This window comes from Mucilaginibacter sp. UYP27 (assembly GCF_040547175.1).
GTDB lineage: Bacteria > Bacteroidota > Bacteroidia > Sphingobacteriales > Sphingobacteriaceae > Mucilaginibacter.
Map to the genome: position 1 here is coordinate 442898 of NZ_JBEPPE010000001.1, position 24459 is coordinate 467356.

General features: G+C 39.6%; 28 protein-coding genes. 13 read left to right on the top strand and 15 right to left on the bottom strand.

Translation table 11 applies throughout. The annotated features are described in order from the left end of the window. Positions 1 to 180: 180 nt before the first annotated feature. The gene (locus tag ABIB39_RS01950) at positions 181 to 1578 is read right to left on the bottom strand and encodes a Gfo/Idh/MocA family oxidoreductase (protein ID WP_354426919.1); all 1398 of its coding nucleotides are present in this window, start codon (positions 1576 to 1578) and stop codon (positions 181 to 183) included. 223 nt (positions 1579 to 1801) lie between these two features. Between ABIB39_RS01950 and ABIB39_RS01955 the strand changes: the two genes are divergently transcribed. Beyond that, positions 1802 to 3703: a beta-N-acetylhexosaminidase gene (locus ABIB39_RS01955; protein WP_354426920.1), complete on the top strand. Its 1902-nt coding sequence runs from the start codon at positions 1802 to 1804 to the stop codon at positions 3701 to 3703. A 55-nt stretch (positions 3704 to 3758) separates the two neighbouring features. On the opposite strand, the gene ABIB39_RS01960 is transcribed toward ABIB39_RS01955, so the two are convergent. The 6 genes from ABIB39_RS01960 to ABIB39_RS01985 all read right to left on the bottom strand — a co-directional run bounded on the left by ABIB39_RS01960 (position 3759) and on the right by ABIB39_RS01985 (position 6282). Next, positions 3759 to 4193 carry a hypothetical protein gene (locus tag ABIB39_RS01960; RefSeq protein WP_354426921.1) on the bottom strand — a complete coding sequence of 145 codons (435 nt, stop codon included), beginning with the start codon at positions 4191 to 4193 and terminating at the stop codon, positions 3759 to 3761. A gap of 88 nt (positions 4194 to 4281) precedes the next feature. After that, positions 4282 to 4662, bottom strand: coding sequence for a DoxX family protein (locus tag ABIB39_RS01965; protein ID WP_354426922.1), 381 nt, complete (start codon positions 4660 to 4662; stop codon positions 4282 to 4284). 25 nt (positions 4663 to 4687) lie between these two features. Beyond that, complete coding sequence (locus ABIB39_RS01970) at positions 4688 to 5230, bottom strand: SRPBCC family protein (protein WP_354426923.1); 543 nt, start codon at positions 5228 to 5230, stop codon at positions 4688 to 4690. A gap of 2 nt (positions 5231 to 5232) precedes the next feature. Then, positions 5233 to 5613: a DoxX family protein gene (locus tag ABIB39_RS01975; RefSeq protein WP_354426925.1), complete on the bottom strand. Its 381-nt coding sequence runs from the start codon at positions 5611 to 5613 to the stop codon at positions 5233 to 5235. Positions 5614 to 5632: 19 nt separating this feature from the next. Continuing rightward, entirely contained in the window at positions 5633 to 6043 is a 411-nt protein-coding gene (locus tag ABIB39_RS01980) for a VOC family protein (RefSeq protein WP_354426926.1), read from the bottom strand. Positions 6044 to 6072: 29 nt separating this feature from the next. Continuing rightward, the gene (locus tag ABIB39_RS01985) at positions 6073 to 6282 is read right to left on the bottom strand and encodes a hypothetical protein (protein WP_354426927.1); all 210 of its coding nucleotides are present in this window, start codon (positions 6280 to 6282) and stop codon (positions 6073 to 6075) included. A gap of 116 nt (positions 6283 to 6398) precedes the next feature. On the opposite strand from ABIB39_RS01985, the gene ABIB39_RS01990 reads away from it, so the two are divergent. The 3 genes from ABIB39_RS01990 to ABIB39_RS02000 all read left to right on the top strand — a co-directional run bounded on the left by ABIB39_RS01990 (position 6399) and on the right by ABIB39_RS02000 (position 8861). Then, positions 6399 to 7379, top strand: coding sequence for a GlxA family transcriptional regulator (locus ABIB39_RS01990; RefSeq protein WP_354426928.1), 981 nt, complete (start codon positions 6399 to 6401; stop codon positions 7377 to 7379). 79 nt (positions 7380 to 7458) lie between these two features. After that, positions 7459 to 8250, top strand: a complete 792-nt coding sequence (locus tag ABIB39_RS01995) for an alpha/beta fold hydrolase (protein ID WP_354426929.1) — start codon at positions 7459 to 7461, stop codon at positions 8248 to 8250. 98 nt (positions 8251 to 8348) lie between these two features. Continuing rightward, complete coding sequence (locus tag ABIB39_RS02000; protein WP_354426930.1) at positions 8349 to 8861, top strand: DinB family protein; 513 nt, start codon at positions 8349 to 8351, stop codon at positions 8859 to 8861. A gap of 102 nt (positions 8862 to 8963) precedes the next feature. Here ABIB39_RS02000 and rlmF read toward each other — a convergent pair whose 3' ends face one another. Then, complete coding sequence (gene rlmF / locus ABIB39_RS02005) at positions 8964 to 9875, bottom strand: 23S rRNA (adenine(1618)-N(6))-methyltransferase RlmF (protein ID WP_354426931.1); 912 nt, start codon at positions 9873 to 9875, stop codon at positions 8964 to 8966. Positions 9876 to 9956: 81 nt separating this feature from the next. Continuing rightward, positions 9957 to 10310 (bottom strand): winged helix-turn-helix transcriptional regulator, encoded by a 354-nt coding sequence (locus ABIB39_RS02010; RefSeq protein WP_354426932.1) that lies wholly within the window; start codon positions 10308 to 10310, stop codon positions 9957 to 9959. 117 nt (positions 10311 to 10427) lie between these two features. Here ABIB39_RS02010 and ABIB39_RS02015 point away from each other — a divergent pair, with 117 nt between their 5' ends. Beyond that, positions 10428 to 11030, top strand: coding sequence for an FMN-dependent NADH-azoreductase (locus tag ABIB39_RS02015; protein WP_354426933.1), 603 nt, complete (start codon positions 10428 to 10430; stop codon positions 11028 to 11030). A 37-nt stretch (positions 11031 to 11067) separates the two neighbouring features. On the opposite strand, the gene ABIB39_RS02020 is transcribed toward ABIB39_RS02015, so the two are convergent. After that, positions 11068 to 11448: a VOC family protein gene (locus ABIB39_RS02020; protein WP_354426935.1), complete on the bottom strand. Its 381-nt coding sequence runs from the start codon at positions 11446 to 11448 to the stop codon at positions 11068 to 11070. Between the two features lie 158 nt (positions 11449 to 11606). Further along, complete coding sequence (locus ABIB39_RS02025) at positions 11607 to 11984, bottom strand: response regulator transcription factor (protein ID WP_354426936.1); 378 nt, start codon at positions 11982 to 11984, stop codon at positions 11607 to 11609. 289 nt (positions 11985 to 12273) lie between these two features. Here ABIB39_RS02025 and ABIB39_RS02030 point away from each other — a divergent pair, with 289 nt between their 5' ends. Next, a complete protein-coding gene (locus ABIB39_RS02030) occupies positions 12274 to 13080 on the top strand; it encodes a hypothetical protein (RefSeq protein ID WP_354426937.1) in 807 nt (268 codons plus the stop codon). Between the two features lie 393 nt (positions 13081 to 13473). Here the strand turns inward: ABIB39_RS02030 and ABIB39_RS02035 are convergent, their stop codons facing one another. From ABIB39_RS02035 to ABIB39_RS02045, 4 genes are all read right to left on the bottom strand, one after another. Continuing rightward, positions 13474 to 13980 carry a hypothetical protein gene (locus tag ABIB39_RS02035; RefSeq protein ID WP_354426938.1) on the bottom strand — a complete coding sequence of 169 codons (507 nt, stop codon included), beginning with the start codon at positions 13978 to 13980 and terminating at the stop codon, positions 13474 to 13476. Between the two features lie 425 nt (positions 13981 to 14405). After that, positions 14406 to 14597 carry a helix-turn-helix transcriptional regulator gene (locus tag ABIB39_RS02040; RefSeq protein ID WP_354426939.1) on the bottom strand — a complete coding sequence of 64 codons (192 nt, stop codon included), beginning with the start codon at positions 14595 to 14597 and terminating at the stop codon, positions 14406 to 14408. A 5-nt stretch (positions 14598 to 14602) separates the two neighbouring features. Further along, on the bottom strand, positions 14603 to 14797 hold the full coding sequence (locus ABIB39_RS23285; RefSeq protein WP_502916141.1) for an Arm DNA-binding domain-containing protein: 195 nt from the start codon (positions 14795 to 14797) through the stop codon (positions 14603 to 14605). 427 nt (positions 14798 to 15224) lie between these two features. Continuing rightward, the gene (locus tag ABIB39_RS02045) at positions 15225 to 16379 is read right to left on the bottom strand and encodes a hypothetical protein (protein ID WP_354426940.1); all 1155 of its coding nucleotides are present in this window, start codon (positions 16377 to 16379) and stop codon (positions 15225 to 15227) included. A 120-nt stretch (positions 16380 to 16499) separates the two neighbouring features. On the opposite strand from ABIB39_RS02045, the gene ABIB39_RS02050 reads away from it, so the two are divergent. The 7 genes from ABIB39_RS02050 (at position 16500) to ABIB39_RS02080 (ending at position 24428) form a co-directional block, all read left to right on the top strand. Further along, positions 16500 to 16850, top strand: coding sequence for a helix-turn-helix domain-containing protein (locus ABIB39_RS02050; protein ID WP_354426941.1), 351 nt, complete (start codon positions 16500 to 16502; stop codon positions 16848 to 16850). 122 nt (positions 16851 to 16972) lie between these two features. Continuing rightward, positions 16973 to 18985 carry an AAA family ATPase gene (locus tag ABIB39_RS02055; protein WP_354426942.1) on the top strand — a complete coding sequence of 671 codons (2013 nt, stop codon included), beginning with the start codon at positions 16973 to 16975 and terminating at the stop codon, positions 18983 to 18985. A gap of 122 nt (positions 18986 to 19107) precedes the next feature. Then, complete coding sequence (locus ABIB39_RS02060) at positions 19108 to 19362, top strand: hypothetical protein (RefSeq protein ID WP_354426943.1); 255 nt, start codon at positions 19108 to 19110, stop codon at positions 19360 to 19362. Between the two features lie 478 nt (positions 19363 to 19840). Further along, a complete protein-coding gene (locus tag ABIB39_RS02065; protein WP_354426944.1) occupies positions 19841 to 21529 on the top strand; it encodes a hypothetical protein in 1689 nt (562 codons plus the stop codon). A 39-nt stretch (positions 21530 to 21568) separates the two neighbouring features. Continuing rightward, on the top strand, positions 21569 to 21802 hold the full coding sequence (locus tag ABIB39_RS02070; protein WP_354426945.1) for a hypothetical protein: 234 nt from the start codon (positions 21569 to 21571) through the stop codon (positions 21800 to 21802). A gap of 176 nt (positions 21803 to 21978) precedes the next feature. Further along, positions 21979 to 22965: an agmatine deiminase family protein gene (locus ABIB39_RS02075; protein ID WP_354426946.1), complete on the top strand. Its 987-nt coding sequence runs from the start codon at positions 21979 to 21981 to the stop codon at positions 22963 to 22965. A gap of 227 nt (positions 22966 to 23192) precedes the next feature. After that, positions 23193 to 24428: a site-specific integrase gene (locus ABIB39_RS02080; protein ID WP_354426947.1), complete on the top strand. Its 1236-nt coding sequence runs from the start codon at positions 23193 to 23195 to the stop codon at positions 24426 to 24428. Positions 24429 to 24459 lie beyond the last annotated feature (31 nt).

Consider the following 24459-nt stretch of genomic DNA (forward strand, 5'->3'; position numbering starts at 1 on the left):
GCAACTTTTATTGAAGTTAAATCATAAATTGTTAAATTACAAATGCGTAAGTATCAATCAATTACAAAAACGTCTTGCACCTTGTTATAAAAAGTGGGACAGCACGAAAAAGCCGCTGAATTATCAGCGGCTTTTCTATTAAATTCTGTCTTGTTTCTTGATTCTATAAGTCTTGACTCTCTACCCAACTATTTTCATATTCTCGGCATCCCAATGGATCAGTTTGTTTTCAAAGTAGCTATCGTTGCAGGCCAATGCAGGCGCAGCGGCCCTAAAGCCAAACACGGCATCTTCCACAACGGGCTTACCTGTACGTACCGATTCCATAAAGTTGGCGAAGTGGTCGTTTGAGGCGTTATACCCTTCGGGGGCACGGTAGTTTATCGGTTGGAACTGCGGCGTTTGCTGCTGGGCTTTTGTCCAGCGTTTGTTATAGTCGTCCATCAGTTTTTTCTGCTCGCTTTCGGTGTAGGTGAAATAAGAATCCCAACCGCCAATGCCCGGTGCTTCGGGCATTTTATTTTGGTGGATCGTAAAGGCTTCGCCCTCGCCGCCAATATCCATCACCCCTTCCGAGCCAACAATTTTGGTAGTGGTTTTATCGCCCTCGCCGCTTATAAAGTTAACCCGCAAGGTAACCTGGAAGGCAGGATGCTCTTTAGTTTCGCCATAGCGTACAACGGCGCTCATTACATCCGGCACGTTGCGTCCATCTTTCCAGTAAGCCAGATCGCCTATCGAGTAAATGCTTTCAGGCCCTTTAGAGCCTGTTATAAAATGGATGCCGCTAAGCAGGTGAACAAATAAGTCGCCGGCAACACCGGTACCGTATTCGCGGTAATTTCTCCAGCGGAAGAAACGGTTGGGGTCAAAATCTTGCTTCACATCGGCATTGCTTTGGTAGCGCGCCCAATCTACATTTTGGATGTTGCCATCAGTAGGGATGGTATATTGCCATGCGCCTAAAGCGCTTTGGCGGTTAAACGATGCCTCAATAGAGTTGATCTTACCGATAGCGCCCGAATCATACATCTCCTTTGCCTTGCGGTACGCTATGCTGCTTACGCGCTGGCTGCCCACCTGGAAAACCGCCTTGGTTTCTTTCTGCACGCGGATCTCCTCCAACCCCTGGCTTATCTTGTGGATCATCGGTTTCTCGCTGTAAACAGCCTTGCCTTTCTTCATGGCATCAATAGCTATCTGGCTGTGCCAGTTATCGCTGGTGGCAATAATTATGGCGTCAATATCTTTGCGGTCCAATATCTCGCGGTGGTCCGTGGTAGTGAACAGGCTTTTGCCATACACTTCTTTGGCGTGGGCAAGGCGGCCTTTGTATAGATCGCAGGCGGCAACCATTTCCACACCGGGTACACTAAGCGCTGCGTTAGTATCATTAAACCCCATTATACCCATGCCAATGGTAGCTATCCGTATCTTGTCGTTTGGGGTTACGCGTTTTTCATCGCGCATTATCCTTACTTCATTTTCTTCTTTAGCGGCCAAACTGGTGAGCGATGCCGAGGTAAGCAATACGGAGGTACCCAAGTGCTTCAAAAACTTTCTGCGGTCGGTTGACATGGTTTAATTTTAATTAGCTTTAATAATTGATTAATAATTGCAGGCGCAATTAATGGTTTGTGATGGCAATTTAATAAAAAAACTAAAACCTTAACGCCTTTTCCAATATTAATATACAGGCAGTTACGAACACCGTTTTGAAGTACAAAAAACTTATTAATATTATTTAAAAAGTTATAAATTGCATGCTGTTACCTCAATTGTAAAACCTCAATTATAGCCCATGAAAAAATTATCCTTATTGGTAGGTGCCGCCCTGATGGCAAACGTCGCTTTTAGCCAGGCCGATACCAAACTTGCCATTATTCCCGAACCGGTTAAAATAACAGAGCACGCCGGCACTTACACTTTGCCAAAAACGCTGACCATCCAGGCAGCTTCACAAACCGAAATGACGCCGATACTGAACCTGATCAAAAACAAATTCAGCACGGCTACCGGTAAAATTATCAAGGTAAAACCCATTGCCGCCGATGCTGCTATTAAGCTGGTACTTAACAAAACCACGGATAACGTTATTGGCCAAGAGGGTTACTACTTATCTGCGAAGGCTAAAGGAATAACCATCCGCGCCAACACGCCTGCGGGGCTTTACTACGGCGTGCAAACCCTGTTGCAATTATTGCCTAACCAAATTGAAGGCAAAGTGGTATCCAACGTAAAATGGACTGTTCCCATCGTTGACATTACCGACTACCCGCGTTTTGCATGGAGGGGCCTGATGTTTGACGTTTCGCGCCATTTCTTCACTAAAAAAGAAGTGATGAGCTATATAGATAACATGGCAAAATATAAGCTTAACTTATTCCACTGGCACTTAACCGATGATGAGGGTTGGAGGATAGAGATAAAAAGCCTTCCTAAACTTACAACCGTTGGTGCCTACAATATCAAACGTGAGGGTAGCTTTGGTGATTTTATAGCACCAAAACCTAACGAAGCACGCAACTACGGTGGTTTTTACACCCAGGACGATATCCGCGAGGTAATTAAATACGCGCAGGACCGCTTTGTAAATATTTTGCCCGAGGTTGATGTTCCAGGCCATAGCCTTGCTGCTGTTGCGGCATACCCGGAACTTTCGGCTACGGCAGGTGCAGATAAATATGTTGTACGCTCTGGCGAGAAAATCATGGACTGGAGCAAACCAGGCCACCCTGCCCTTGTTGATAACACCTTAAACCCGGCCGGCGAATTTACCTATCAATTTTTAGATAAAGTGGTTGGCGAAATTGCCGCGTTGTTCCCGTTCCCGTACATCCACATGGGTGGCGATGAGTGTGCCAAAAACTTTTGGGAGCAAAGCGACCAGGTTAAAGCCTTAATGGCAAAAGAAAACCTAAAAACACAGGAAGAGGTTCAAAGCTATTTTGAAAAACGACTTGAAAAGATAGTAGAATCTAAAGGCAAGAAGTTTATGGGCTGGGATGAGATACTGGAAGGTGGCATTGGCCCGAATGCTGCTTTGATGAGCTGGCGTGGGGTTAAAGGTGGCATAGAGGCGGCAAAGCTTGGCCACGAAGTGGTTATGAGCCCTACTACGTTTGTTTACCTTGATTATATGCAAAGCGACCGCGTAATGGAGCCACACGTGTACGCCAGTCTTCGCCTGAACAAAACTTATGAGTTTGACCCGGTACCGGCAGGTGTTGATGCCAAAATGATAAAAGGCGGGCAAGCCAACTTATGGACAGAGCAGGTTTACAACATTCGGCAGGCGGAGTATATGACTTGGCCACGTGGCTTTGCAGTAGCAGAAAGCGTATGGTCGCCGGCGAGCAAAAAGAATTTTACCACGTTCTTTACCAAGGTGGAAAAACACTTCGACCGCTTTAATCAGGCCGAAACCAAATATGCCCCAAGCGCCTACGACCCTGACTTTAAACCGGGCCGCAATGCAGATAGCACCCTAAATGTTACCCTTACTAATGAAGTACCGGGACTTGACACTTACTACAGCTTCGATAATTCGTACCCGGATAATTTTTACCCTAAATATACCGGCATTGTTAACATCCCGATTGATGCTACGCAAATGAAGGTTATTACCTATCGCGGTAAAAAAGCAGTTGGCCGTATGATCAGCATGCCTATTGATGAGCTAAAACGCCGATTGGGTAAGTAGTTAGCCTTTTACATTGTATAAAGAAGGCCGCACCAATTGGTGCGGCCTTCTTACTTTATTCCTTCCTTTTCATCCTTGAAAAGGGGAAACCGTTGCGGCCTTTCATGGGATTTTGGCGGTCGGCTTTAGCGGTGGTTTCAGCTATCTGGTCGGTTTTGGCGTCGTAAACGCTTAAACAGAAACCCCATTTCCAAGGCTCCATATTGCTGAACTGCATGTAGTCTATCCGGGTATAAAGGCCACCCTCTCCGGGGTTTTGGTCGTCGTTACGGGCTACGATGTACTGGTCTTTAACATTCCATTTATTGATGTGGTATTTGGTGCGCGGCAACTGCATAAACAACGTATCGTTAACCGTATAACGGATGCCATAATCGTCAACGAAGTTTCCTTTAAACATCGTCGGGATCTTGTCGGCATTGGGTTTACGCTTCGAATTATCCGAAGCGATAACCGAAAGAAAAAGCAGTAGGAAAGCCAGTTTATGCATGTGCTAATTTATCGGTTTTTAACCACAAAAGGCGCTAAGAATTTTTCTTAGCGCCCTTTTTTAAAGTTTCGCGAATATATTAGGCCAATTATTTTGCAGTAAATAACGGGGCATACTTTGCACGATAGTAGTAGGCCAAAAACAAACAGCCTAAAAATAAAAACGCTGCCGCAGGTACCCCACTCGGAGCCAGTAAGCCATGGAACAATAAAATGTTTACAGCGATAGGGAATATTATCACGTTAGCCAGCGCCACAAAACGGCCTGTTACGAATGCAATACCGCAGATAAGCTCAAGCACCTTTACAATAGTCATGATGTTTACAGTAGCGAGGCCTGCATTGTAGGTTTTAGCGGCATCGCTCATTTCGGGCATTTTACCCATTTGGATGTGGAACAGAAATACAATCGAAGCGAATAGCAGCAGCAGCCCCATCAGCGTACGGATAATGATCATGGCAATTTTCATAATATTTAGTTTAAGGTTTAATAGTTTATTGTTGTTCTAAAACGCGTTTCAGGTTGTTCAGGCTTTCTTCCATATCGTTGCCCAACATTTTTTCCATATTAATGAACAGCAACATGGCGTTCATAGGGAAAGGCATTTTACTTGTAAAGGCCCATTTAACGGTAGTGGTATCGGCAGTAACCTCTTGGGTAGCTATATAGGTATCGGCCACGCCGGCAAAAGGTTTTATAAATACCACGCGGATATCAACGCGTTCGCCGTCCACAATTTTTTCTATAGTTTGGTTGCCCTTGCCTGCCTGTTTCATATCACTATCCCAGGCAGCATTATAGCCTTCGGTGCCGTCTGTCCCGGTATAGGCCATGCGTTTATTGGGGTCCATCATTACCCATTTGCTGTAATGGTCCTGGTTACGCAGGTATTTTACATAATCAAAAACAAGTTGACGGGGCTTGTTGATGATAATGCTACGCTGGATATTGTAGCCTTTAGGGGCAACAGCGGCCAGTATCAGCACTACTACAATTATCCCGGCAAAAATGCCAATAATGGTGGTTAAGGTATCCATGGTTATAGGTTATTAATAGCTTGATAACGTTTCCAAAAGTAATACAAGATAAACATTATCAATAACATTACTATAGGCGGCGCTAATAATCCCGCGGCATCGCCAACAAAAGCCCTTGATGCAAAAGCCCCCGTAAAGTTGATAAAGAAGCCCGCGAATCCCCATTCTTTTACAATTCTATACTTGTTTTGCAGTATGGCAATCGCACCAAATAATTTGAAGATACCCGTTATCACCATAATGTAAATGGGGTAACCTAAGTGGCGCATTACCTCCTGCCCGGCTTCTTGTTTACTGATACCGCCATAAGCATCACCCAACATAGCCAAAGCAAATAATACAGTTAAAACCCAATAGGTTACCCTTATAATTTTTTGGTTCATTATAGTTTAATTCTATGGGTTATTGCTCTTCGGTAAACACGCCCCAACCTATTCCGTATTTGTCGATCACATTGCCCATTGTTCCCGCAAAAAAGGTCATTACCTCGTGCACAACTTTACCGCCTTCCGCCAGTTTGGCAAATTTTTGATTCACCTCGGCTTTGTTGGCGCAGGTTATGGTTAGTGATACCAACCCAACAACCGCCTCAATATTGGGGTTATGCATATCGGTAGCCAGCAAGTTAAAATCGCTGCCGGTAAGGTCGGCGTGTAGCATGCCACCTTGTGCCTCCGCCGGGAAATTATCTTTCATGGGTGACTCTTTTACAGGCATCAGGGTTAGCTCGCCGCCTAATACGCTCTGGTAAAAGGTCATAGCTTCCGCACATTGGTTGTTTTTAAAATTGATGTAAGCACTAATCTTTGACATGGTTTTGTTTTTTATAGGTTTATAATATGTTACGTAAGTATCTCACAGCAATGCCCATTCAATTTAAGTAATTCGATGATACGTTGGGCACAAATATCCCGGCCTTCTACGCGTAATATCCTGTCGCAATCGTCAAGGTCGAAGTTTATTTTACTGGCCGGGAATTGTGCTGTAAGCTGCTGAATAAGCTGCCTGCTCCTGCTTTTTGCACGCACATTGGTTTTAAAAATTTCTATCATCAAAATTAATGTGTTGGTACGATACAAAGGTGCAGGCCTTTTGTATATTTAAAAGGGTGTAATTACGACAATCTAAGGGGTTGATTGCGACGGTGATACCTACTAACTTTGAAACTATGAAACACATATCAATACTTATCCCGCAGGGCGAAACCAGCCTGAGCAACATAGAGGCCACTTACAAAATGTTCTCGATGGTGAACCAAACGCTCGACCGGATGAAGAAAGCGCCCCTGTTTAAGATCCAGCTGGTGGGTTTAAGTAAAGAGACCGCTCTTACCAATGGCCTGTTCACCATTAAGCCCGAATTTACCTATGATGAAGTTGTCAAAACCGACCTCATCATTATCCCCGCGGTACATGGCGACGTGAACAAAGTTTTAAGTGATAACGCTGATTTTATCCCCTGGATAATTAAACAATATAAAACAGGTACCGAAGTGGTTTCGCTGTGCATAGGGGCGTTTATATTGGCCTCTACGGGCTTACTGAAAGGACGCAGTTGTACCACGCATTGGTTAATGGCAGATGAATTCAGAAAAATGTTCCCCGATGTAAACCTGATGCCTTACAAGATCATCACCGATGAAGGCGGCATTTACACCAGCGGCGGCGCATACTCGTCTTTAAACCTGCTGCTTTACCTGGTAGAGAAATTTGCCGGCCGGGATATGGCCATCAATTCATCAAAGATCTTCGAGATAGATATCGAGCGCAACAGCCAGTCGTTATTTATCATCTTCCACGGGCAAAAGGACCATGAAGACGAGGTAATCAAAAAAGCGCAGGATTTTATTGAGCATAACTACCAGGGGAAAATAACGGTAGACCACCTTGCCGATATGTTTGCCATTAGCCGCCGCCACCTGGAGCGGCGCTTTAAAAAGGCCACCTCAAACACGGTTGTGGAGTACATGCAGCGCGTACGTATCGAAGCCGCCAAAATGAGCCTGGAAACCCTTCGCGAGAATGTTAACGAGGTAATGTACAACGTTGGTTATACCGACACCAAGGCTTTTAGAATGATATTTAAAAAGATAACAGGCCTATCGCCGGTAGAGTACAGGAATAAATATAGTAAGGATAAGGCGGCGTAGTGCCCTTTCTGCAGACAAGTGTGTAAAACGAATGCATATGCAATATCTAAAATCATTAACCCTTATACTACTACTTATTATGACAAGCTATATATCTGATGGGCAAACTGCTGGCAAATACGCCACGCTGAACGGGCTTAAAATGTATTACGAGATCCACGGCAAGGGCAGCCCACTGGTATTAATACATGGCGGTGGCTCAACCATTAAAACAAATTTTAGTCGCATAATGCCCTTGCTGGCTAAAACGCACAAAGTGATAGCGGTTGAGATGCAAGCCCACGGCCACACGGGCGACCGTAACGCTCCTGAAAGCTTTACGCAGGATGCTGATGATGTAGCTGAGTTGTTAAACCAGCTCCAGATAGACAGGGCAGATATTTTGGGTTTTAGCAATGGCGGCCAAACGTGTATAGAGATGGGGCTTCGCCACGCAGATAAAGTACGCAGGTTGATCATCGCATCAGCCTTTTACAGTCGCGATGCTGTGCCGGCCGGCTTTTGGGATGGTTTTAAAAACCCCGACTTTAGCCACATGCCACAGATATATAAAGACGAATACCTGAAAATAGGCACACAAGAAGGCCTTATGAATATGTTTAATAAAGATGTGCAGCGGATGCTGACATTTAAAGGTTGGACGGATGAGCAATTACAATCGATACAAGCGCCAACCTTTGTAGTAATTGGCAACCAGGATCTACCAACGCCAGAACATGCCGCGAAAATGGCCCGCCTGTTTCCCCACGGCAGTTTAGCAGTATTGCCGGGCACCCATGGCAGCTACATTGGCGAGGCATATAATCCCAAGCCAGGGAGCAAGGTCCCTGATACGTTTGTGGTGATGGTTAACGAATTTTTGGCACAATAGTGATTCCTTTTATTTATTGCTTATTCTTAAAACCCTGCTGACATACTGCTGTCATTGGCGGGTTGTTTCTTTGTTAAACAAATTAAAAACTAACAGCCATGACAAACACAGCAGAAACAACCGCAACCGTATCGGTACTAACAGCAAACGAACTTTTACAAAACTGGCAGGGGCACCGCCGCTTAAGCCGCAAGGTGATAGTTGCGTTCCCCGAGAAAGACTTTTTTGAATTTAGCATTGGCGGCATGCGCACCTACAATATACTTGCCGGCGAAATGCTGGGCCTTGCAAGCGCAGGCATTAATGGTGTGGTTACGAGCAAATGGGAGACCACCCCGGCGCTCGATCATTTTAACGAAGAGGTACAATTAACCACCAAAGCCGAATTTTTAGAAGCCTGGGATGAGGTAACCGACCAGATAGATGAATTATGGCCCCAATTAACCGCAGAGCGTTTCCAACAAACCGAAGCCGCATTTGGGCAATACCCAAACACCATCATCAACACTATTTTTTACATGATAGATAATGAGATCCATCACCGTGGCCAGGGTTATGTTTACCTGCGCGCATTGGGCATTGAACCACCCATGTTTTGGGATAGGTCTTAATTAAAGGATGTCCGCGGAGCGATAGTGAAGAATCTGGTAACGGCAAACAAGTCGCAGATCAGGTGCTTCACTATCGTTCAGCACGACAGTTTTGGTTGAATACTAAAACCTCCAGGCCAGTATCCTGCTGGTTTTTTGGCCTTGCGCCATGCTGATGGTTTTTACATCGGCAGCCTTATAGTAATCAAGGGATTTGTAGCAACCATCCAGCGTGGTTTTTTTAGAAATGAGGGACGAGAACCACTTACACGATTTCGCGTACTGTTTACTTTCGGTGATCATCTTGTTCAGGAAACGGGGTTCGCCGCCTTCGTACCAAAGCTCGTTATTACGGCCGCCAAAGTTTAGTTCGGCACCCTTATCCTGCCCAAGGTTTTTCCACTTGCGGGTCGATTTTTCTTTAACTTCTTTTGATGACGAGTGGAACGGCGGGTTGCACATCGTCATATCAAACCTTTCGCCGGGTTTTATTACACCATCAAAAATATTGGCGTAGGTGGTTTGCTTGCGGATGTCGATAGCCGCGGCCAGCCCATTATCTTCCACTATCTTTTTGGCAGATGCGAGAGCTATGTAATCAGCTTCGCTGCCAACAAAATTCCATCCGTAAGTTTTATGGCCAATAAGCGGGTAAATACAATTAGCGCCAACACCAATATCTAATACCTTAATGGTGCTGCCGGTTGGCACTTCCCCTTTATTGCCTTCGGCAAGTATATCTGCAATGTAATGGATGTAGTCGGCCCTGCCGGGGATGGGCGGGCAAAGGAACCCTTCGGGGATATCCCATGTATTAATACCGTATTGTTTTTTAAGCAATGCCTGGTTAAGCGTTTTTACAGCTTCCGGGTCGGTAAAGTCAATTGTTAATTCGTCATGGTCGTTTTGTGAAACGAAATTACGCAGGGCCGGTACCGCCTTTATCAATGCCTGAAAATCATACCGGTTGCGGTGCGCGTTTCTTGGGTGAAGTATCGTTTTTTCTTCGGATGCTGCGTTTTGTTTATCTGCCATAATGTGATGCAAAGTTAACAAGTAAAATTAGTATTAAGCCATTAGCTCCGCCGGCTATATTAAGGGTTAAAAAGTAACGCATTATCGCTCTTTCCGCAACTTATTCCTATGGTTAGTACCCCAGCTGGATAGTGCTTCCAATACATCACCTAATGTATCGGCATAGGGTGTAATGCTATATTCTACCACCACCGGTGTTTGGCTTGCATGCACAACCCTTTTCACAAAACCATTCAATTCCAGGTCTTTTAACTCGCTTGATAATACACGGGCCGAGATGCCCTCTACGGTACGCTGAATCTCGTTGAAGCGCTTTGTTCCCTCCATTAAAGCGACAATTACACGCAATTTCCATTTGCCGCCAATTACATAAAGCGCATCGCCTATTGAGGTTAGCCTGCCATTGCATTCTGACCGGGTTATTGGTGGATTCATATTATAACTATTTGATTTTTAATAAACTAACTTAAAGGTTACCACTAACCTTTTGCTTACTACTAATATTTTATAAGCAAATGTACATAGCTTTGACCGCATTAAACATATAAACTGATGAAAAAAATATTGCATATTATTTCGAGCCCAAGGGGCGAGGCCTCTATGAGCATAAAACTGGGGAATGCTATTGTTGAGAAAATAAAAGCTACTTACCCCGGTAGTACCGTCAACACAAAAGACCTTGCTAAAACACCGTTCCCTCACCTGGAAGAAGCACACCTTACTTCGTTCTTCACCCCGGCAGAACAACGCACGCCAGAGAGCCTGGAAGCTATAAAACACTCCGACCAGGCAATACAGGAAATACAGGATGCCGATGTTATTGTGATAGGTGCGCCACTTTACAATTTCAGCATCCCATCTACCCTAAAAGCATGGATAGATCATATCACCAGGGCGGGCGTAACCTTTGCCTACGACGAGAACGGCCCGAAAGGGTTAATAAAGAACAAAAAACTATATATAGCCATCCCCTCGGGCGGCATATATTCTGAAGGCCCCATGAAAAGTGCCGATTTTGCAGAACCCTATCTTAGGTTTATGCTGGGCTTCCTTGGCATGACGGACATCAGCGTATACCGTATAGAAGGTTTAAAAGTACCGGGTATACAGGATACCGCCGTAGAAAAAGGGATAGATAGTATTGTGATAGATTAAAACCAAACGCCCCCGGATAATAACGGGGGCGTTTATATTATTCATCTTTGGGTTCCCAAAGTTCAATGATGTTTCCTTCAGGGTCAAGCACGTGTACAAACTTTCCGTAATCGTATTCTGCAATTTCATCAACGATGGTTACGTTATCTTTTTTTAGTTCTTCAAGTAATTCAACCAGGTTCTCTACCCGGTAATTGATCATAAAAGGCTTTTCGGACGGGTTGAAATGCTTTGTATCCTGCGGAAATGCACACCAGCTGGTTGAGCCCGTTTTCGATGGATCATCAGCATGCCTCCATTCAAACGTTGTTCCGTATTCGCTGGTTCCTAATCCAAGGTTTTTTGCATACCAGTCGTTCATACTTTTAGGGTCGTTACTTTTAAAAAATACGCCGCCCAGGCCTGTCACTTTTTTCATGTTTCGTTAGTTTGTTTAAATCTCCGTCAAAAATGTATAATCCGCAAATTTTACAGGTCATACTTTAGGGTGATTTAGCAGGAAAAAACAGATAAAATAAAAAAGCCTTCTGATTTGCATCTAAAGGCTCGTAAAATTTACAAATGTAAACCTATATATTACGCGGTCAATCTATAATCTTTTGCCCAGTAATTTACCTTCTCAACAAAGTCTTTCATATCAAACGGTTTGGCCAGGTAATCATCGGCCTGGCAACGTTCTTTAATACCTTGCAGATCTGCATTTGCAGATACAAGTACAACAGGGATGTGTTGCAGATCTGGATGTTGTTTTATGTACCGGCACATTGCTTCACCACTTTCCTGGCCCAGCTTAAGATCCAGCATTACTAATGCTATATCTTTAGTTTCCAATTTACCCTTGGCAAAGCTTATGTCGTTGGAACAGATCACTTTGTACCCTTCCATCTCCAGTAAAATACACATCATCTCGCCAATTACAGGCTCATCCTCAATTACAAGTACATTGTTTTTCATGCTATAGTACATTGCAATTTAAAGGCCAAAGAAAATGGGGTATAGTTGCGGTAAAAAATGACAAGAATATAGAAACGGGATCAAACGAATTTTTTTAAGTTTCTGAAGTTTTGTATTCTTATTTCATCAAGCAATATGTAAGTAAATTGATGCGGCGTTTTTTTTGGTGAGGGGCTTTGCTTACCACAGCCAATGTTTATGTCCTGTAGTTAACGCCCGAAGACTGTATTGATTTTAATGATGAATATTTTAATGGATTACTTTAACTTGCACTACAATTATTAATCCATTGAAAAAAAACCTATACCTTACCATTGTCGCAGCCATGACAACGACCTGCTTTTTGTCATCGTGCTCCAAGCAGTACTACGCTCCGGGCCTCTACCAAAACGATGTGCAGCTGATGATGAAACCGCAATCGCAAGATTCTGCTAAAAGGAAGATTTACATTGCAGGGGTATTAGCAGAGCAGCTTGGCGCTTCCGGCCAGGGAGATGCAACCAGCGGCGTGCTGAACGTTTACCAATCGCATACTTTTAAAAACATCAACCTAAGTTACGGTGCAATAGCTTATGCCGGGAAATATTCCCGGAATGAAACCATCAGCAGTAGCAATGGAAACGGCGGCGCAACCACCAATGATATTCATATCTCTAAAGGCTTCACCGGCTATGGCTTTAACGGCTCGTTATCATTTTATTTCAGTAATAAAGTGTGCGATTTCCGAATACTTGGCGCCGATTTGATCTATACCAAAGAAAGTGGCGATTACCTGGCGTTCCGCAGATCTGTGTATGGCCTCCCCGATATACTGAGTTCACCCCGAAGCGAAATGCTTAGTTATGGCATTTTTACCGAGTACGTTTTTCACCCTAAAACAGACTTGAACGTGGGCTTTAAAATTTTCCTTAACAAAGTTACCGGGCAAATTAACCGGGATCTAAATGATTACGGTTCGGGTTTTAATACGACCGGCGGTACGTTATTTGCCGAATTTAATCATATCAATGTACACTCCACAATGGCTTTTAGCTCCCGCAGATATCTTGCCGGCTTTGGGCTGGGTTTCCAAATTGGCGCAGGCTACAGTTTTTAGGCTGAGTATGTTTATCGAGTGTTATTCTTGTACTCGGAATCAGATTAGATAGCGCTCTCTAAGTATCTGATTAGTTGTTCAATTGATTGACGGCGACAAAAGTAGACAAGGTATTTGGAACAAATAAAGTTTGAGTAAAAAGTTGACTAAATTAAAAAAGTCAACTCTTTGTTAGAGTTGACTTTTTATTACATATAACTGATTTCAGTAATTTTGTGGTCCTGACAAGAATCGAATTATGTCGGTCCAATATACTAAAGGCTGATTCTGCCCTTTTTAAATTCAAAAACTCACCAGTGTTTCATAAGCCCTGGTTGTAAATGTTATTCCAAATATAAAGATTATATCGTACAGCGCGGAATAAACTATTAACAATTATGCGTTGTGGTTACTCTAATGTTCCGAAGTAGGTAACTTTTCGTTAGTTAGAGTATCCTTATAAACATTAATTCCACATTGGCATGGAAGAACAAGGGTCTTTTTTTTACGTCGAATTGTAATAGAATATTGACCTTTTTGCTTGTAAATAGTATCCCCAATTATAAATTTACTTGAGTTTCTAGCTATCCAACCACTGCCCTCCAGGAACGATTTGTTTAAATTGTCCTTAAGGTCAATGCCTTCCATATATGCATCATGACCGTTGATATCCAAATCAGTTAGTACAAAATTGTATTCTACACGATCTTTTAACATTGCAGCTATTTGATCGCAATTAGGTGAATCGACACACGACTCAAAAAACAACATTAAAATTAATGAATAAATTGTGCGTTTTACCTCCATGTTATTTTGATAATAAAAGAGCTTTGTATTGCTATAAGAACGATTCAAACCCAATCCAAATCCCACTCCATAATTATATGTGGTATAACCGTTAACTTCTGTTCCCAGTGCCACTCGAAAGGAGATTTTCGTTTGAAGTTTGATCGTTGGACAAGTTAACTGTTTTGTCGTCGTTAATCACAATTCATGAAGTGCTTTATTTTATCGACCTCCAATTAATAGCATCAGCAATAATGTGTAAAAATGCAATTGACAGTCCATCATGACCGGTTGCAAGTCGAACACTTATTATATAATCAGGGCAACTCTTGTTGTGGAACGTAGCGATTATATGAAACACAATGCTTATGTTCTTTAGGATGGTTAGTCTATTTTACTTTGTCGGTAATGTGTCGATATAAAGATTATTTTAGTTGCTGAAATATGATGAGAGGACGGTTTTCTTTTTCGCTGGGCACTTATGCAGTTAAGCCTTAGATCGTTCGTCCTCGGCACTTAAAAGCATAAAAAGGCCTGATCTTTTCGGATCAGGCTCGAGCTTACGCTACTTCAATTTTCATCCATTTATTGATTTCATCTTTATCCCAATAAGTAAACTTTCCCTTTTTTATACAGGGCATGTGTTCGTTACCTACCCATCGACCAAGTGTACTTTCACTTATGCTTAAATATTCCATAACTTCTTCTTTATTAAGGAATGGCTTACTTAATTTTTGCATTGCTTCATACATAATGTTCAACTGATGGTCGAGCTAATAAGAACTATATAATAAAACTGGACGGGACTCGAACCGAGTTCGATTCCTCGCCCAATGGTTGCTTCACTCCTTTTCCCATCCACAGAAATACGCAAATAAAGAGGCATTTCGCCTGATTGATAGCCCTTTATCTTCTTCAGATAAAAAAGCAAATTGAAATTTTTAGTTTTCATTAACTCTCCCTTGTTAGTTTAAAAATTGTTATAAACCTACATTTAGGAACCCTGAATATCAAGATGTTCAATTTTTGAACAAGTTGATAACCAATTGTTTATGACACTTTTGGTGAGTTAATTAGCAAGCGGCCGAAAAATGCTCTAAAACTCACCCGAACAGTGAAAAAAGATGCATCAATTGGTCTTTTTGCTAAAAACAAAAAGCCTGTAAACATTTGATTTACAGGCTTTTGATCGATTTTGAATTACACGTATGTGGTCCTGACGATACCCTCGCTTATGTTATCAGTTGAGCAAGGTTAATAAGGCCTCATACCTGGTTTTAGAAGCGAGTATGCAATATTAAGTCGTCGATTATCAGTTAACAAAACAAGATAAAAGTGCATAAAAGAGATCTTGTATGGAAATTTGTATGCCGCAAAAATCAATTAGCTTTTATAGTGGCTTTGGTTAAGTACTTTTTCAAAATCCAACCTGTTACCGGTAAGCTATCTTGATCTAAGCATGTGACCATTACCCACTTTCCTTTGGTGTTAATTATCGATAGTTTTTCGTTGATAGGAATTAATAATAATAAGTGAGACTTTAACCGTGGCTTTACGAGCAATTTGCATCGCCTATTTGTAAATCTTACTGGAGAGTATATATCACGATTATTTTTGTAAGCATCAATTACCTCATTCCTTAAATCAATTAACTGTTGTTTAGTAGCTGATGCTGAACTTGGGTTGGAAGAATCAATTTTTTGTTGAATAATTTGATAAAACGATAAAAACAATGCTAACAGGCCAATCCAAAATGAGATTGTTTGTAATTCAGATTTATTTAGCGAGCCAACTTTTTTATTTATATCGTTAATTAAAATATATAATTGATCTATGTTGTCACTGGTAACAGATTGTTGTTGTACAACTGCATTTGTTATTTCCGCCGCTTGTTCAGTAGCATCCTCAAAATAATTATATGATTCGTTATTCAAGCCACCTGATACTCCCTGTGCAGCAATTTTTGCCGATAAACTTCCAAGTGTATTAAAGACATTCCTATACTGCGACAACCGTGCGGTAGTAACTCCATTAGGTATTGTTTGTGTTAGCTGGTTTAATATACCATATTGCTTACCTAAAACCGAATCAAGACTATTTGCTATGACACTCCCTGCTACGCTACCTAAAGTACTGCCCAATCCCTTTATCATTAAGTTTGATGCCGATAATTGCCCAATATTTTGAGAAAGAGAGTTTGCAAGTGTTGCCCCCAATCCTTTACTAATGGCGAAAAAGTTATTCGGCACCCCCATGTTTCTAATGGCTGATGTTTGGGATATCCAGTCAGCACTTCCAATTCCTAAATATCCTTTTTGTATTGTCGAAGCCTTAGCTAAGTAATCCATTCCAGAAAGAGCGTTAGAAAGCCCGGACGACTTGCCGAACAATTCATACATACGGTTGGTAGTTCCTAAAATGTTGGACACTCCCTTTGATGCCTCAAGCATCTTGCTAAAGCTATTTTTGTTGCTCATGATACTTGACACACCAAGTGATCTATCAATCATCCCGTTTAAATCATCTAAACTCATTGGCTGTAATATAGAAAAAACTGAAAATAAAGCTTGTAAAATTTTTACATTTTTAAATCTATTTGTGCCGGATGGTAGGTTCCATTACAAATTGCTAATTATTATAAAATGAATTATTAAATGTTACAAAATCACGAGGAGTACCAAACAGCCGTAAAGCATTGGAATAGCCTTATCGAACAATCAATTAGGGGACTGGCCGAATTAATACGTACAGAATCTAAAAATGGGGTTTTGGAAGCCCTAAGCCAATCCTCAATAAAACCAGTTAATAAAGTTGAAGACAACGACCTTTTGACCAGGTTAGATGCTGCAAACTTTCTACATGTGTCATTACCCACTATTTCACGACTTCAAAAAAATGGCACGCTAACTTATTTCCGAGTAGGTAGGCAAGTATTTTTTCAGAAAAGTGATCTGCTAAAAGCGACAATGGTTTCACCAAAAAAGTCAGGAGCAAAATATAATTAACAAACACAGGCTTTAAGCCTTTCGGCTACCCGCCACCGCATCTACTTAGGTGCAGGACTTCTGCGCCTAAGAAATAAAATACACATGAAGTAAAATTATTAATACTTCATAATTTGAATAAGATGTTAGCTATAAATAATAAATTAACAAAAAATACAATTCTTGCAGCCACAAAAGATGGCTTTTTATTCTACAAACAGATAATTCCAAATCTAAAACTAAACAATAATAACAGAAGTTGTCGCGCGGTTCTCAACCCTTTTTACAACGATACCAAGCCAAGCTTAAGTATTTACTATTGGTTCGGTGAATGGCGTTTTAAAGACTATGGAGAAGAAACCTATTGCGGTGACGTCTTTGATTTCGCCGCATTTCATTATGGTATTGACCCGGTTATCGAATCAGACCTATTGCTCACCACAATGATGAATGAAGTGGAAAGCTTCGATAACACAACTGTTAGTAGTTGGGTGCAACCGGACATTTTGGACAGAGAAAACAATTTGGTTAAAGTTAGCTTTTCAGATCGGAAAAGTTCAGATTTCACCACTGCAGAGATTGCTTACTGGGCACAATATGGAATTGACGGTGCAACATTAGATCAATATAGGGTTGTTGCACTCGACTCTTATAGTACTCTCTATGATGAAGACCTTTATCCAATAACAAAGGAAAAACCGAACAATAAAATGTGGTTTGCCTATAAGGGTGATAATTACGCAAAAATCTACTGCCCTGACCCTAAAGCATTTTGGTATGCAGGTGTTAAACCTATTAATTACACATTTGGTACCCCATTTGATTCATACCCTGAAATGCAGGATATTATTTTAACAGGTGGTGAAAAGGACACACTCGCTTTGATTGCTCACGGATTTAACGCAATCACCCTAAATAGCGAAACGGCAGATCTGCCAGCTAAAATAAAGAAGAACTTATTTGATAGCAGAATGAAGATAACATCTGTTCTGTACGATTCAGACGCTACCGGCATTAGACGATCTAATGAACTTTCCAATGCTTTGAAATGCCCAGCTATAACTTTACCTCAATGGGTGATAGAGCAGGGAGGAAAGGATGTTGCGGATTTCTTTAAATTAGGCGGAACAGCAGAAGAACTTAGCGCTATTATTATTGAAGCGACTACTTTATTTTTAACCCAACCTTCACAAACCGAAAGAAAAAGTGTCCGTACGGCCTTACAACGAATGGAAGATGCCAAAAATATGCCGGAGATACAAAAGATGTTTGACGTTTTTCTTCATTCCGGAGAATTGGCTATTTTATTTGGCGATACAGGTATCGGTAAAAGCATTTTGGCTGTTGCAATCGCTGACGCAGTTAGCCGGGGTGCAGAGTTACTATCATTGGAAAATCAATACGAGCCATGTAAGGTAATCTATTACGATTTTGAGTTATCCGACAAGCAGTTTCAAAAAAGGTATAGCAACGAGGCTGGTGATGTACACCAATTCAGCAATGACCTTTTTACTGACAACGTAGATTTTACGGATTTGGTGGTTGACCGTAACAATCGATTTGAGAAGGTATTATTGGAAAAAATAAAAATGGATATAATTGATATTAGTGCTAAACTAATAATAATAGACAATATAACATTTTTAAGCGCCCAAACATCATCCGATGTTCAGGTTGCAATGGAGTTGATGAAACTTTTGAAACAACTTAAAACTGAGTTAGGCATCACGATTCTTGTACTTGCACACACGCCCAAAAGACACGCTTCTCAACCGCTAACGATTAATGACTTAGCAGGTAGTAAACAACTAAGCAATTTTGCTGATACTGTATTTGCAGTTGGTGTTTCAAGCGCTGACGGTGGTTATCGCTATATAAAACAGGTCAAGCCCAGTAGAAGTGGTGAACTAAAGTATGATGCCAGTAATGTGTTAAAATGCGAATTGCATCGCCATGAGGAGGATGAAACATTACTAACGTTTCAATTTGTTGAATTCTGCGATGAAGCCTCGCTTTTGGCAACAACATTAGATGATGATACATTAAAAGCAAGGGCCATAGAGATGCGAAAAAATGGCTCTGGCGCAACAATAAGAGATATTGCAAGAGAGATTGGTGTCAGTAAATCAAAAGTGGGAAGATGGTTAAATAATTAACGTCCCGATGTCCCGGTGGCCCAATCGACATAGTGGGACACCGGGACATGTTAGGACAATTCAACCATATCATTAAACTAATACCATCAATATATTTAATAACTTTATTAAAAATAAAAAACATGAATCACTTAATTAAAATCATTTATTCCATTCAGTTAGACGATAAAATAGACATTCTTAGACAAATATGGATTAACGAAAAATCAGATTTAAACAAATTAAAGGTGCCCAACTTTGACAACCCCCACGAGGATTTTATAAACATTATACTGAAAGCACACCCAGATTTTACAAATAATAAAATTACAATCGTTAGTGCAACAACTATAGACCCTAATAAATATTTGGACGAAATTGGTAAAGAGTTTCTATAAAATTAAAAGCAAGAACAATAAAAAGCCGGACTTCGTTCTGGCTTTTGCTTTTATATAGCCTCTATATTGCAATTTCCTTTTTAGACGGAACCCTTATTGAAAAATTAAGGTAAGTGCCATATACAGCACATATTGCAGCGGTAAATCATATACGACATTAATGCCCGATAAAAACCTCTTCGACTTAAATTCGGGAAAGATTATTAATTTCGTAAAAAAGAACAAATGGATAAATAAAAATAGAATATTAATTATAAATAAAATAGAGCGTTAGCTTTTATTCTTGCTTTAGAAAACTCGGAATCTTCAAGAAGCGCAAGTGAATAAAAAGTGGACGCCTACGGTAAAGCGTGGGCGTAACTTTTTGTCTTGTGTTTCGGGTATCCGAGTACCTCTAAAGCAGACGATTGGTTACAGTCCCACGCTTGTTTTTTTGTAGATGTATTTAGGGACAAATACAAAACTAAATCTGTTCGTTATGATTAAAAAATTCCCTAAAAAACTTTTCGCAATCTTATTATCATTTAGCCCAATAACTGTTTTATGCCAAACCATAGGACAAAATGCTGAAACGGTTAAACAACAAATCGACTACCAAGTAAAAAGTTATTATAGAGCCCAGGGCTATCACCAAGTGAGAGAAGATTATCGCACGGACTATAAAAATGGCCAAATAAGCGATGTTATATTTTGTCAAGAAAATGTTCCAATGATTGACTTAGGTGAAACAGCCGATTTTTGCACCCATTACATAATGGATAAGGGTAAATTAAGCTATATCCAAATTCAGTATGCTACTATCTCTATCGATAAATTGGCTATTGCAATGAGTAAGAACAACATTCACATTGGTAAATATTATTTTGGTGATGATGATAAAGCCTACAGCATTATTTATTTATCTGCAAATCAACAAGCTACTAAAGAGATTAGAAGTTCAGCAATAAATCCAATACCTGTAAATATACAAAGACAATTAACAGCACTTAGACAACAAAAGGAAGAAATAAGAGAATTGGCTAACGACAACTCACCGTTTGACCCTACCAAGGCAATTGATTATACAGGTTTCGCACAACAAGAAGATAAAGTATTGTATAGCGAACTGAATGATATTTATTTAAATCAAAAAGTTAATAATAAACTTATGGCTACAGTAAGCGTAAGTTTAAAAGCAGTTATTGCCTATTATTCAAGCATTAGTAATTCAAGTGCCCTTACGAAGAATTTAAATTTAGGGGCAATGTGTTCACCTGAATTAACTTCATATATTTCTAAATACTTTAATAATAGTAAAGAGATAATGAGCCAGGTATCACAATGTAAAATAAGAGGGATTGGCAATGAATATTCACTAAATAGATTAGAGGTATCACAGTTCAACGGCAGAATAACTGCAAGTTTTGCTATGACATATTATAAAGATGGTCGTTCACAAGACGATGTTATCGGAGTTGATGAATTTAAAATAAATCCTGACCAATCAATAAGTGTAATAAATCTATCGCCTAAAGAGTCTGCGCAGAAAAAAAGCACGAGTATTAATACACAGGTTTATGACGTAGAAAAAACAGCACCTGATACTTATGAAGCATTTAAGCTTAAACTAAGGGCGGAATTGATTCGGGTTATTAAAGCTGGAAATAAATATATTCCCTCATTCCAAAACTTCTATGATAACATAGATAAATCGAACTTTAATCCAAGTTGGTCTATCACACGTAACTATAATATTGATTGGAGTACATATTACGATGATGCAGATTACAGGAAAACAGAAAAACATCAAACAATAACCAATGATAAAGATGTTAATTATTGGTCATTACTTTGGGCTTGTAAAATTGATATGCCATCCATTACTGTGAACGGTGTCAATGTAAAATATGTAACACTAACTGTAAGCAATGTTGATGTGAATTTTACGAAAGGTATATCCGTGGCAAGGATAAAAGATGATGAAATTGAATTTAATAGCAAGTATGTACCTCCTGCTAAAGCAATAGAAAAAATCAAGTTAAAAATATTAGGATTACACTACAGAGGAGATTATTTAATTACTTACGAACTTGGTAAAGTTCTGAATGAGGATTATGAAAATATAAATTTTGAAAAAATAAAAAACAACACTTATAAAACGCCGGCTGGCTGGGTAATTAAATTATAATTTGTTATATTTTAATTATAATTTTAAATTATCAAATATATGGAAGCTACAAAGATACTGGATTACATATCACACGAAATTGCCGATCATAGCAAGAATAAATATACTGAGGTAACTTATAACGATGGAAGTAGGATAACCGCTCATGTATTCAAAAAAGATCAAGAGGATATTAACCGTTCCCTTAAAACCAATTTTTGGACGTTTAGAACTGTTCATAATGAATTTGTGGAGATAGATGGGGGCACCATCAAAAGCTTAAGAGTTGGTTAACTTAATAGGCCATAATTCCCCTATTTTACAATATTTCCAATTTAACAATCATATACTTTTACCAAAGTAATTATACAACCTATAATTATTAAAATTAGAAGGATAAAAAAAGATTTTGCCTTCAAAAACCTCCTTTTTACGTTCGCAAGGGAGCGTCTTTTTTTGACGAATTTATTATGTTAAAGGCAGATTTTAGCAAATCTAATAACCTCTTTTTAGCTTATCCAAAAGGCTTTTCAAACGAATACGAAAGCTTGGTTAATTTCTATGATCAGTTAATAGAATTAATACCAAGGGATATTAAATTATTTGTAATTACTAATACTAAAAAAGTAGCGAGAGAATTAGAAGCCAGGTTTAGACATAAGCCTAACATTGCCACAATAGTTATTAATTACTTTGACGAGATATGGCTGAGGGACTGCATGGGAGTATTCGCAGGAGACAAAATCTATAAATTTAATTACTCACCCAATTACTGCACATTAGCTAAAGAAACGAAGTATTACCAGTACCTGAATAAGCTAACTAAACAAGCATTAGCGGAAGCATTTACATCACAGATAATAGATGTACCATTAAACATCGATGGTGGTAATTTTGTGCATAATACCAAAAAGGTGTTTATGACCGAAAAGGTATATGAAGACAATCCCGGCAAGGACATTGAAGGCATTGTGAAGTATTATACAGGATTAGATGCGATTGTAGTCGGCAGAAGTTACTACGATGTTATAGGGCATACTGATGGCTATATGGCGTTCAAAGACGAAGACACTATATTTATTAGTGAATATCCAAAACTATCGCACTTGAAGCAGGATATTGAATACGTAAAAATGCTTAAATCAGTAGCCATAAACAATGGGTTTGAGGTATTACCTATTTTTGATAACCCAGTAAATGAACCAATACAATGCGCCTGTAAAAACAAAAAAACAAGAAGTTGTTTATTTTCTGCACGTGGTGTGTATGTTAATTACATCCGGTTTAATGACTGCATTATTATGCCTGAATACACATTACATAAAAACGTTCAAATAGAGTATAATTGGATGAATAGAAAATGGCTGGAGAGCCAGGGATTTAACGTGTTAAGTATTAATTGCGACGAATTAGCCAAATTTGGCGGCTCGCTACATTGTGTAAGCTTCCAATCATAAATGAATCAAGGCCTTAATTTTACCGTATGAAAAAAGGCTCTAAATTTTCGGTCAAATCTTAATAACAAAAAACAAGGTTTCAAATTTTTCACGAATAAAGTTCACTCAACATATCGAGATCACCCCACTATTGCCCAATAATTTCAAATGACTATATTTGCAACTAATTGATTATTAATATATTATATATAAATAATCAATAAATTAATTAAAATTTAGATAAAATAATGGCTAATACAACTCCTAAATTGGAAACTCGAAAAGACAAAAACACAGGCGAGTTAATTGTTAAAAATGTACCTATATTAATAGATGTTACATTTGACGGCATGCGCACTTGGGTATCAACAGGTGAGCGCATCGATGCAAGTAAATGGGACGCAAAAAATCACAGGGTAAAACCAAGCGTAACAGGTAGCATGGAGATCAATATGCTTATCCAAACAAAGTGTGACGAAATACAGAAAATATATAGAGAAGCTAAAATTGCTAACCTGCAACCCACAGCCAGTTACATAAAAAATATTTTAAATGCTGATAAGATAATTAACAAAAAATCGCTTTTTGCATTATATGATGAATTTATCGATGGCTACAAATTGAAGGCAAGTGTTGCCACCGTCAAAAAATTAAGCAAAAACAGAAAGCACCTATGGGAGTTTAGTCAAAAAGCAAAAATAAGTATTGACTTCGATGTGATTGATAACGCCTTTTTTAATAAATATGTAGAGTACTTTCAAGTAAAGAAACAACATATAAATAGTACTATATCTAAAAATATTAAGATCTTAAAATGGTTTTTAGACTGGGCCACTAAGTTGGGGTACAACAAAAATCTTAATTATAAATCATTTCAAATACGCACTCAAGAGGCTGAGATTATTATCCTCACCCCAGACGAGTTAACAAATTTATATAATTTGGAAATAAAACAAGATTATCTGCGTCAGGTAAGAGATGTATTTTGCTTTTGTTGTTTTACCTCACTTAGATACTCCGACGTAAAAAATTTAAAGAGGACTGATATAATTGGTGGTTTTATAAATATTACCTCCGTAAAAACTAAAAGCCGCATCAACATTCCAATAATTCCGGAGTCCTTGGTTATTTTGAATAGGTACAAAAACATATTAGGTACAAGGGCACTACCTGTTATTAGTAATCAAAAAATGAATGATTACCTCAAAGACATTGGCAAAGAGGCTGGGCTTGATAGGCCAATTAGCAAAGTTAGATATAGAGGTAGTGAAAGAATTGAAAAGGTGTTCCCATTGTATGATTTAATTTCAACACATATGGGTAGAAAGACATTTGTTTCTTATATGTTCAGAAAAGGTGTTGATTCAGAATTAATCCGCTCCATCTCTGGACATAAATCGATATCATCATTCGCGCGCTACAATAAAATCGATGATGATCAAAAAGCAACAGCTATGACGGCAGCGTTTAGAAATGTTGGATAGTCTATATACTACCTATGTTTAAGAATTGTAT

What these genes read in the sequence shown, in the direction of transcription:
- ABIB39_RS01950 (WP_354426919.1), bottom strand. Translation starts at nt 1,578, where the DNA reads ATGTCAACCGACCGCAGAAAGTTTTTGAAGCACTTGGGTACCTCCGTA.
- ABIB39_RS01955 (WP_354426920.1), top strand. Translation starts at nt 1,802, where the DNA reads ATGAAAAAATTATCCTTATTGGTAGGTGCCGCCCTGATGGCAAACGTC.
- ABIB39_RS01960 (WP_354426921.1), bottom strand. Translation starts at nt 4,193, where the DNA reads ATGCATAAACTGGCTTTCCTACTGCTTTTTCTTTCGGTTATCGCTTCG.
- ABIB39_RS01965 (WP_354426922.1), bottom strand. Translation starts at nt 4,662, where the DNA reads ATGAAAATTGCCATGATCATTATCCGTACGCTGATGGGGCTGCTGCTG.
- ABIB39_RS01970 (WP_354426923.1), bottom strand. Translation starts at nt 5,230, where the DNA reads ATGGATACCTTAACCACCATTATTGGCATTTTTGCCGGGATAATTGTA.
- ABIB39_RS01975 (WP_354426925.1), bottom strand. Translation starts at nt 5,613, where the DNA reads ATGAACCAAAAAATTATAAGGGTAACCTATTGGGTTTTAACTGTATTA.
- ABIB39_RS01980 (WP_354426926.1), bottom strand. Translation starts at nt 6,043, where the DNA reads ATGTCAAAGATTAGTGCTTACATCAATTTTAAAAACAACCAATGTGCG.
- ABIB39_RS01985 (WP_354426927.1), bottom strand. Translation starts at nt 6,282, where the DNA reads ATGATAGAAATTTTTAAAACCAATGTGCGTGCAAAAAGCAGGAGCAGG.
- ABIB39_RS01990 (WP_354426928.1), top strand. Translation starts at nt 6,399, where the DNA reads ATGAAACACATATCAATACTTATCCCGCAGGGCGAAACCAGCCTGAGC.
- ABIB39_RS01995 (WP_354426929.1), top strand. Translation starts at nt 7,459, where the DNA reads ATGACAAGCTATATATCTGATGGGCAAACTGCTGGCAAATACGCCACG.
- ABIB39_RS02000 (WP_354426930.1), top strand. Translation starts at nt 8,349, where the DNA reads ATGACAAACACAGCAGAAACAACCGCAACCGTATCGGTACTAACAGCA.
- rlmF (WP_354426931.1), bottom strand. Translation starts at nt 9,875, where the DNA reads ATGGCAGATAAACAAAACGCAGCATCCGAAGAAAAAACGATACTTCAC.
- ABIB39_RS02010 (WP_354426932.1), bottom strand. Translation starts at nt 10,310, where the DNA reads ATGAATCCACCAATAACCCGGTCAGAATGCAATGGCAGGCTAACCTCA.
- ABIB39_RS02015 (WP_354426933.1), top strand. Translation starts at nt 10,428, where the DNA reads ATGAAAAAAATATTGCATATTATTTCGAGCCCAAGGGGCGAGGCCTCT.
- ABIB39_RS02020 (WP_354426935.1), bottom strand. Translation starts at nt 11,448, where the DNA reads ATGAAAAAAGTGACAGGCCTGGGCGGCGTATTTTTTAAAAGTAACGAC.
- ABIB39_RS02025 (WP_354426936.1), bottom strand. Translation starts at nt 11,984, where the DNA reads ATGAAAAACAATGTACTTGTAATTGAGGATGAGCCTGTAATTGGCGAG.
- ABIB39_RS02040 (WP_354426939.1), bottom strand. Translation starts at nt 14,597, where the DNA reads ATGTATGAAGCAATGCAAAAATTAAGTAAGCCATTCCTTAATAAAGAA.
- ABIB39_RS23285 (WP_502916141.1), bottom strand. Translation starts at nt 14,797, where the DNA reads ATGAAAACTAAAAATTTCAATTTGCTTTTTTATCTGAAGAAGATAAAG.
- ABIB39_RS02045 (WP_354426940.1), bottom strand. Translation starts at nt 16,379, where the DNA reads ATGAGTTTAGATGATTTAAACGGGATGATTGATAGATCACTTGGTGTG.
- ABIB39_RS02050 (WP_354426941.1), top strand. Translation starts at nt 16,500, where the DNA reads ATGTTACAAAATCACGAGGAGTACCAAACAGCCGTAAAGCATTGGAAT.
- ABIB39_RS02055 (WP_354426942.1), top strand. Translation starts at nt 16,973, where the DNA reads ATGTTAGCTATAAATAATAAATTAACAAAAAATACAATTCTTGCAGCC.
- ABIB39_RS02060 (WP_354426943.1), top strand. Translation starts at nt 19,108, where the DNA reads ATGAATCACTTAATTAAAATCATTTATTCCATTCAGTTAGACGATAAA.
- ABIB39_RS02065 (WP_354426944.1), top strand. Translation starts at nt 19,841, where the DNA reads ATGATTAAAAAATTCCCTAAAAAACTTTTCGCAATCTTATTATCATTT.
- ABIB39_RS02070 (WP_354426945.1), top strand. Translation starts at nt 21,569, where the DNA reads ATGGAAGCTACAAAGATACTGGATTACATATCACACGAAATTGCCGAT.
- ABIB39_RS02075 (WP_354426946.1), top strand. Translation starts at nt 21,979, where the DNA reads ATGTTAAAGGCAGATTTTAGCAAATCTAATAACCTCTTTTTAGCTTAT.
- ABIB39_RS02080 (WP_354426947.1), top strand. Translation starts at nt 23,193, where the DNA reads ATGGCTAATACAACTCCTAAATTGGAAACTCGAAAAGACAAAAACACA.